The sequence below is a fragment of the Petralouisia muris genome (assembly GCF_004793545.1).
Lineage (GTDB): Bacteria > Bacillota > Clostridia > Lachnospirales > Lachnospiraceae > Petralouisia > Petralouisia muris.
On sequence record NZ_SRYA01000126.1, the window covers coordinates 1 to 7,881 of the forward strand.

10 protein-coding genes are annotated in these 7,881 nt (G+C 38.1%); 9 read left to right on the forward strand and 1 reads right to left on the reverse strand.

The window, feature by feature from the left end; genetic code table 11:
• The first annotated feature begins 111 nt into the window (after window positions 1-111).
• The gene (locus tag E5329_RS27260) at window positions 112-546 is read left to right on the forward strand and encodes a hypothetical protein (protein WP_275443807.1); all 435 of its coding nucleotides are present in this window, start codon (window positions 112-114) and stop codon (window positions 544-546) included.
• A gap of 161 nt (window positions 547-707) precedes the next feature.
• Here the strand turns inward: E5329_RS27260 and E5329_RS31270 are convergent, their stop codons facing one another.
• Window positions 708-1,388: a hypothetical protein gene (locus tag E5329_RS31270; RefSeq protein WP_275443808.1), complete on the reverse strand. Its 681-nt coding sequence runs from the start codon at window positions 1,386-1,388 to the stop codon at window positions 708-710.
• Window positions 1,389-1,397: 9 nt separating this feature from the next.
• Between E5329_RS31270 and E5329_RS31275 the strand changes: the two genes are divergently transcribed.
• From E5329_RS31275 to E5329_RS27300, 8 genes are all read left to right on the forward strand, one after another.
• Window positions 1,398-1,763 (forward strand): hypothetical protein, encoded by a 366-nt coding sequence (locus E5329_RS31275; RefSeq protein WP_275443809.1) that lies wholly within the window; start codon window positions 1,398-1,400, stop codon window positions 1,761-1,763.
• Window positions 1,764-1,836: 73 nt separating this feature from the next.
• A protein-coding gene (locus tag E5329_RS27270) for an IS3 family transposase (protein ID WP_135992317.1) occupies window positions 1,837-2,981 on the forward strand; the annotation gives its coding sequence in 2 pieces (ribosomal slippage) (window positions 1,837-2,074 and window positions 2,074-2,981; 1,146 coding nt in all).
• 61 nt (window positions 2,982-3,042) lie between these two features.
• Window positions 3,043-3,495: a SpoVG family protein gene (locus tag E5329_RS27275; protein WP_275443810.1), complete on the forward strand. Its 453-nt coding sequence runs from the start codon at window positions 3,043-3,045 to the stop codon at window positions 3,493-3,495.
• Between the two features lie 69 nt (window positions 3,496-3,564).
• Window positions 3,565-4,422 carry a DUF6674 family protein gene (locus E5329_RS27280; protein WP_135992318.1) on the forward strand — a complete coding sequence of 286 codons (858 nt, stop codon included), beginning with the start codon at window positions 3,565-3,567 and terminating at the stop codon, window positions 4,420-4,422.
• A gap of 258 nt (window positions 4,423-4,680) precedes the next feature.
• On the forward strand, window positions 4,681-5,271 hold the full coding sequence (locus tag E5329_RS27285) for an accessory gene regulator B family protein (RefSeq protein ID WP_168356797.1): 591 nt from the start codon (window positions 4,681-4,683) through the stop codon (window positions 5,269-5,271).
• A gap of 81 nt (window positions 5,272-5,352) precedes the next feature.
• Window positions 5,353-6,090: a LytR/AlgR family response regulator transcription factor gene (locus E5329_RS27290; protein WP_135992320.1), complete on the forward strand. Its 738-nt coding sequence runs from the start codon at window positions 5,353-5,355 to the stop codon at window positions 6,088-6,090.
• Window positions 6,091-6,278: 188 nt separating this feature from the next.
• The gene (locus E5329_RS27295) at window positions 6,279-7,412 is read left to right on the forward strand and encodes a GHKL domain-containing protein (RefSeq protein ID WP_168356798.1); all 1,134 of its coding nucleotides are present in this window, start codon (window positions 6,279-6,281) and stop codon (window positions 7,410-7,412) included.
• A gap of 207 nt (window positions 7,413-7,619) precedes the next feature.
• Window positions 7,620-7,775 carry a cyclic lactone autoinducer peptide gene (locus E5329_RS27300; protein ID WP_275443811.1) on the forward strand — a complete coding sequence of 52 codons (156 nt, stop codon included), beginning with the start codon at window positions 7,620-7,622 and terminating at the stop codon, window positions 7,773-7,775.
• Window positions 7,776-7,881: the final 106 nt, after the last annotated feature.

The following is a 7,881-nucleotide window of genomic DNA, read 5'->3' on the forward strand; positions in this document are numbered from 1 at the left end:
TCCTTGGAATTATAAGGTTTGCAACAAAAAATATAGTGGTAGATTTGACACTACCAGACGCATGGAGGAGGAACAGAGAAAGAAAGCAGAGCAGAAACGGGGGAAAGGCAGATGATAAAAGCAATTATAGGTATCGGAGTTGTGTTAGTGTGGATTACATTCTTTGCACTTGCTAAAGCAGCAGGTAGGGCAGACAGAAGATTGGAAGAGATACAGAGGCTTTCCGCCGAGCGAGAGGCGGTGTTGTCTGTGGGAATTAATGTAAAGGTACAAAAAGCTCCGAAACCGATAGAGATTATAACAGCAGAGGCAAGGTTGGAGCGTGATTTAAAAAGCTGTATGCGATGCAGATATTTTCATGGTAACAATCGCCAATGTATAGCAAAGAAATGTGTTAAGGAAGATTTGAAACAGCCGGAAATAACGGTTGAAGAAAAGCAGAGTAAATGCTTTGGATGTCCTTATCCTCATACAGAAGGGTATTGTTTCCATTGTATGAAGGACTTGCTTGGGAAAACAGAGTACTCTCGGAAAGTAGATAGGTAAAGCAAAGAACAGGAATTACAGGCTGAAAAAAGCGGGAAGGGAATAAGCAGGACTGGAGCATGCCCGACATTGCAGCGAAAAATTTTAATGGAGGGCATGGCTTTTAAACCTCCCCTATGGCAGGTTTTGAAACAGAGAACCCATATAAGTTAGAAACAGGTTTATGCCGCCTGTTCCGAATGTTTCTTCATCCGCGCATCCAGATGGATACAGATGCAGATGATCATGGTGAAAAAAGAATAACGCTTTCTGGTATGGATGCCCATATCATGGAGATGGCAGTCATTGAGTGCCCGGTTGTTCACTCTTTCGCAAGAAGTACGGTTGTTATAAACTTTCTTATACTCATCGGTTCCGCGTGGAACCGGTGTGTAAAGCCGGATATCCCAGTCCGGTTTGGTGTAGACGCAGCGGCCATAAGGAGAGGAAGAACATTTGTCTTTGCAGGAACAGGATCCGACTTTGCCGCAGGCAAGGGGACATCTCCATTTGCGGGAATGCTTCTGTTTACAGTATCCCCAGTTGATCATGCGTAGGCCGGCCAAACACAGGGGAGTGCCGTCCCCATCAATGGAGATGGCGTCAGGAATGGAGTCCGGCCGTCCCCGGTTACTGTTGAGGTCAATAAAAGGCTGGATCTCCCATTTTTGGCAGAGCCCGTAGGTGGCATAGTTGTCATGGGCGGAGTCCAGGCAGATATTCCTGACAGGGATATCTGGGTTAATGGTCTTAAATTCCCGGAGGGAGACAATGGCGCTGACGCTGTCGTGCCTCCTGGCGTCCAGGAAACGGATATGCAGTGGCAGGTCAATGCCGATCCGGGCATTGTGGGAACAGAGCATGTAAAGCGTATGTCCGAAATAGAAAGTTCCATCGTCGCTGTCCCAGCCCCAGTGAGCATCCGGATCGGAGAAATGGCGTTTGCAAGTGCAATGGGAGATGTTGTTTTCCACGCATTTGCAGACCTTATGGCCATAAGAGGATGCATGGGAATGGACACAGGCGCCATCGCCGGAAAGGGTGACGCCATCTGCAGGGATGAGTCCGTCTTTAAGAGAAGGAAGGATCGCGGCGAGGCGAAAGACCTGTTGAAGCCTCTGCTCAAAATAAAAGGGAAATTCTGCATGGGTGAGGGCATAGGAGGCCAGGGCGTCCGTAACGCCGGAATGCTTATTGGGAAGCTTCTTCCCTTTGCCAGGTTTTTTAGAAGGCTTTGAAGTGCTATAATAAAGTTGTAACAGGAGTGGCTAATGAGATATAATCAAATTTACAAGAAAAGAGGTACTCATTATGTCACAAAATTACACACCTGAATTTAAAAAGAAGATCGTTCGTCTCCATGAGGAAGAAGGACGCACTTTCAAAAGCATCACAGCTGAATATGGCGTATCCAAAGCCGCTATCTCTGCATGGTGCAAACAATTTCGCGAAGAATGCCAGACAAGCCCAGAATCTATAGCCGATTACGATAACATGAAAGAGTTGCTTAAACTGAAAAGAGAAATTGAGGAACTGCGTAAGGAGAATCTTTTCTTAAAAAAAGCGGCGGCGTTCTTCGCAAAGGAAATCGATTAGAGGCTTATCGATTTATAGATGAACATCATGAGGAATTCGGTGTCCGCTGGTTACTGCGGCGGCTTGAAATCTGTCCGAATGCCTATTATAACTGCCGTAAACGCCGGAAGGCGGATTATTATACCCAAAAATCAGAGGTTCTTTCACAGATTGAAGATATCTGCCACAGCCACAACGGGGTTGATGGTTACAGGAGTATGACGGTCTATCTGGCGCACAGAGGATATGATTACAGTCCTACAACCATACATAAATACATGAATGCTGAACTTGGTCTGCGTTCCATTGTCCGTCCAAAAAAACCAGATTATGCGCACACAAAGCCTCACAAAGCGTTTGAAAATAAGATAAAACAAGATTTCACTGCAGATACAGTCAATCAAAAATGGCGTACAGATTTTACCTATCTGTTTCTGGACAACCACGAAGTAAGATATAACTGTACCATCATAGACCTGCATGATCGGAGTGTTGTTGCCAGCATTACTGACCGCCACATTACCAGTGTTCTTGCGATTCGCACACTACAGAAGGCTCTGGATTCACAGCCCGCAATCAAAGGAGAACTGATTCTGCACAGCGATCAGGGTTCCCAATACACATCCAAGGTATTTGTAGAATTCTGCGAATCAGTCCATGTGACACAGAGCATGAGCAAAGCTGGACACCCATATGACAATGCACCAATGGAGAGATACTTTAACACCCTAAAAAATGAATGTGCCAATCTGTATGAATTTCAGACAGAAGAAGCACTTTATCAGACCGTGGAAGAATTTGCGTATGCCACCTATAATCATGTCCGTCCTCATAGCTTTAATGGATATCGTACACCTTATCAAGCACGAATAGCATCGTAGGTTATGTGCTGCAATTATATAATAAAATGTTATTTTTTAGCCATAAGTGTTACAAAAATGCTTGACCACAACAGACGATATTCTTTCCTTGTATGCAGAAATGGAGCAGTCCGGCAAGACTGAGGTAAGCAGGGATGCGGAAAATGCACAGGAGCCGGAGTTTCGTGTGGCGGTAATGCCTTTTGAGAGAGAGAACAGCAACATTCGTGGTCTTGCCCGTATCTACTTTGAGGATTGCTTTGTGGTAAGCAATGTCAGCATTATTCAAGACAAGGAAAAGGAATTTGTGGCGATGCCTTCCTACATGGTAAAGCAGAATGGCGGTAAGTCACAGTACCAGGATGTATGTTTCCCTGTGACAAAGGAGTTTCGTGAGAAGCTGTATGATGCACTTATGGACTGCTATCAACAGGAGAGGGACAAAGCCATGAATCAGGGAATGGAGCAGGCAACTTCACAGAGCATGGAAAGGGCAGAGAGTAGACAGCCGGACAGAAATCTTCCCTTTCGTTAAGAATGGGGAATAACTATTCATGGGGCATAGTGGAATAATCTGTTATGCCCTATGGGAAAGGAGAATACGATGGATCAAGTACAGAATATGGAATTGTCAAAAGACCAAATCATTCAGGAGCTGATTGCACTTCTTAATCAGAATCAGCAGAGAGAAGCTGCAAACAATGTATTTGAAATGGCAACTTTGGTTGATGGTATGGGTAAAAGGCTTGAACAGGTAACAGAGGAATTATCAAGTGTTCGTAAACAGCTTGAAAAGATGGAGCAGGAAAAGGCAGATAAGACCTTAAAGGCTACCGTCTGTAAGGCTGTGGAATCCTTAGAACAGCAATGCCAGAAGATGAAGCAGCAGTTGTTTGAAATCAAAATAGAGGTAAAAGCAAAGGCTTCGGAGATTGTGGCAGAAGCAAAAGCGAAAGGCAAAGCTGCACTTCATAAGGTGTCGGAGTTCTTAGGAGTTAAGGATAAGCTGGAGTCTGTTCGTGAGAATGTCCGTAAGAGTATTGCAGACATAGAGCATACCATAAATAAATTGGATGCTTTTGGTAGCGGTATGAGGGAAGCAGGACAGAAGATTGCTAATACCTTCCGTACTTTTGCGGATAAGGAAACGGTTGATTATTCTGAAAAGGAAAAGAAGTTCTCCAAAACAGAGCTTGTGAAAAAGTCTTTTGAAGCAAAGAAAAAGCTGTATCAGAGAATGGAGCAACATCTGGATGAAGCACTTGATAAGGTGGAAAGTCTTGCCAAAGAGCCGGAGCGAATGAAAGATGTGGAAATGGCAGAGCCTTCCGTGCTTGGAGCTGTGGCAGAGCCGGAATTTCAGTATGGGGCAGACGCTTTTGAAGAACAATATAAAGAACTTATGAGCCAGATAATGAAAGAATCGGGGAAGGATGCAGTAACAAAGAGGAAGAAACGATAATTTGGGAAGTCTCTCAAGGTGAAATTGTGCTTGAGAGACTTTTTGAAATATGAACTCAATATAGTGTTGTGCAAATTTTTAGTGAAGCTCTATATAGATATATAGCACAAAATTAGGACATAAATTGTTAAATTTAGTACATTGGGTTCAATCACATTATTATGTGTTAAACAATCACATTATTATGTATGTTAAATTATTCGGAAAACTGAAAGGGATAAATGGGTTGATATGCTTCAAAAGATAGTGGATGCATTAGTGAATAAGCAATCACAAAATTATGTAATGACAGATGAGGATGAGAAGATATATAGATATGGATATGTTTTGCTGTGTGAAGTTTTTTTAAATTTAGTTATCGCTTTGGCAATTGGAATAGTCTTTTCGAAAACTAAAGAGGTGATTTTTTTTCTTGGTATGTATATTCCATTAAGGAGTTTTTGTGGAGGATGGCATGCAGATAAAATTTGGAAATGTACAGTAATTTCAAATGTAATATTGCTGTTGCAAGTGTATGGTATAGAGAATATAAAAATGTATTTATCGATGAGCGGGATGCTGCTAATATTCTTTTTTAATATGGTTTGCGTATATTTTATATCTCCAGTAGATACGGAAATGAAAAAAATTAGTCAAGATGAAAAGAAAACTTATAAAAGAAAAATAAAGTTTATATTAGTCTTTCATGTGATTATTGCAATAATAACTGTACTATCTGATGTTGATGAATTTATATTTAGTTTGATGTTTGTATATATAATACAAAATGTAATGTTATTAATGGAAATAATAAAACATAGAAAGTGTTATTTTAGAAGAAATGGAAAATTAGAAAAAGTAGAAAAATAAAGAAAAATATTGTTGAAAAGTGCATGGCGGCGTGGTATAATAAAAAATTACAATAAAGAGAGTGGGGGGGGGTGAAACCCTATGTATCATGTAGCTATTTGCGATGATGACAAGGTGTTTATCTCATATATTAAAAAAATTATTAATCAAGCAAAAGGTAATAAACAATACCAATTTAAAATTTTTGAGTTCTGTTCAGGAGAAGAGTTAGTTAGTAGCTTTGATTCCAGCATGCATTTAGATTTACTTATTTTGGATATGGAATTGGGTGGTATTGATGGAGATGAAACTGCAAGATTATTTCGTGATAAGTTCAAAGATGCTGTGTTGGTATTTTGTTCAGGGGTGCGTACTCCTACAGTCAAGTCTTTTAAGGTAACTCCGTATAGATATTTGTTGAAATCATATTCGGATGTGCAGTTTCTAAGTGAATTGAAAGAAATCTTAGAAGAAGTAGAAAAAAAGTCAAAAGAAGAATATATTGTAGGACATTATAGGAATAATGTAATTAGAGTCAATATTCAAAATATTTTATACATAGAAAATGCAAAAAGAGGTAGTAAAATTACTGTATGCTCAGATTGTGATGAAGCAAAATTTGATGGGCAGATACTAGTAGATGATAAATTAGAGACGTTATCAGTCAAATTTTACGAACTGGCTTTCGCACACAGTAGTTATATAATCAATATCAGTCATGTTGAAAAAATATTAGGTAATGAGGTTTATTTGGATAGTGGTGAATGCTTATCCATATCAAGACCTTATCAAAAAGAGTTTCGCGAGATTTTTACAAAAAGCATCGCAGAGAAATATTAATAAGAGAGGTGGAGAATGATGGGGTGGTTAGATTTGCTTATCCTGTTTTTCTGTTGTATTATTGAAGTTTTTCTACTTTATGACTATTTTTATAATTTTTTTCAAATTAAAATAAAAAGAAAATATATCAAAATAGTATGTGCAGGAACAATAGGTACAATTTTTTTGTCAATATGTTGCAAAGTAATATGTTGAATTTGATTCTTGTTCCTATGGTATTGTGGCTTTTTGTGACAGTATTATTTGACTCTAAATTGGGAATCAGATTTGTATATTTTATTATGGCATATATTGTTATGATTGGCGTGGAGTTTTTGTATATTGTATTATCGAATACTACAACAGTATTGTTGGCAAAAACAGGTTTGATACCGGTGTCAGAATATTTATGGCAATTATTACTTATAAAATTTTTGAACTATATTGTATTTATTGTATTAAAGCAGATGGCTAGCAAATCAAAAAATGGAATGACTAACAAATTGTTTTTGATATATTTATGTGTTCCGGTTTCTACTTTGGGAACCATGCTTACAATATTTTATTCTGGAATAGATGTAGGAAGTAATGTGGTTTTGAAGATATTAATGACACTTTTCTTTGTATGTATGATAGCAGGAAACATGATATTATTTTATGCATTTCAAAAGTATACAGAGAATTTGAGTGAGAATGCCACACAACAATTAGAGATTCTTTATCAAAAAGCAGAAGTAGATAGATTGACTAAAATAGCTGAGTGGAATGATAATTATAATGAAATTGTGCATAACACAGCACATTATCTTAAGGTAATTGGTCAACTGGCTTATGAAAGAAAAAATGAAGAAATATGTAAAGTGGTAGATAAACTGAATGGAAAGTTAAATAGAGAAGAAATTTCTGAATATTGCAATCATAAGATGTTAAATATAATTTTATCTGAATATTGTATTAAAACAGAAAAAATAGGGGTGTTTTTTGATGTATATGTAGAACCGGGTTGTATTTTGGAACACATTCAGGATGTTGATTTTATTACTATGTTAGGCAATTTGCTGGATAATGCCATTTTAGCTGCATCAAAGAAAGAAAAGGCTGCTTCTGTTGTCGTAAGAATATTTATGCAAAAAGGCGGAAAACTTTGTGTGATTAAGGTGGTTAATGATTTTGTTGAAGAGTTGAAGGAGGTAAGGGGTAAACTCATAAGTACGAAAAAAGAAACTGGAGTACATGGGATTGGATTGTCAAGTGTCTCAAAGATTGCTGAGCAGTATAATGGATATTTAGATTATTATGTTGTTGACGAAAAATTTAATGCTGTGGTAGTGCTAGCAGTTTAATTTATACCTACATGTTTAAATAGAATAACAAGCTCCTTTTCAGGCAGGTAATAAAATGAGGATTACTTGATGTCTGGAAAGGAGCTTTTTAGATTTATAGGATGAAACATGTTTGTAGAGTTTGGACATAAAATGTCGAAATATGGACATTGGATTTAAATATTTTGGAAATCGGTGTATGATGCTAAAAAAAAGGGGGATAAACTCATGGAAGTTAAAAAAATTTTTGGAAAAGGTGTAATGAAATGTTTAAATGTCTTAGCGTTATTGTTAGTTATGCAGACTGCGAACTCGGCATGTATATGGGTGGCTCACCAACCTGAATTTCCAGAAGCGGCTAATAAGTTTAAGTTTAATAAGTAATTTGTAAAATGGACGTCATAATACGACATTATATTTATTTTGTTAAGTTGATGAATATTCTTGCGTCAAGAAACCGTGATTCCGGCGCAGTGGAAACCTACATTCC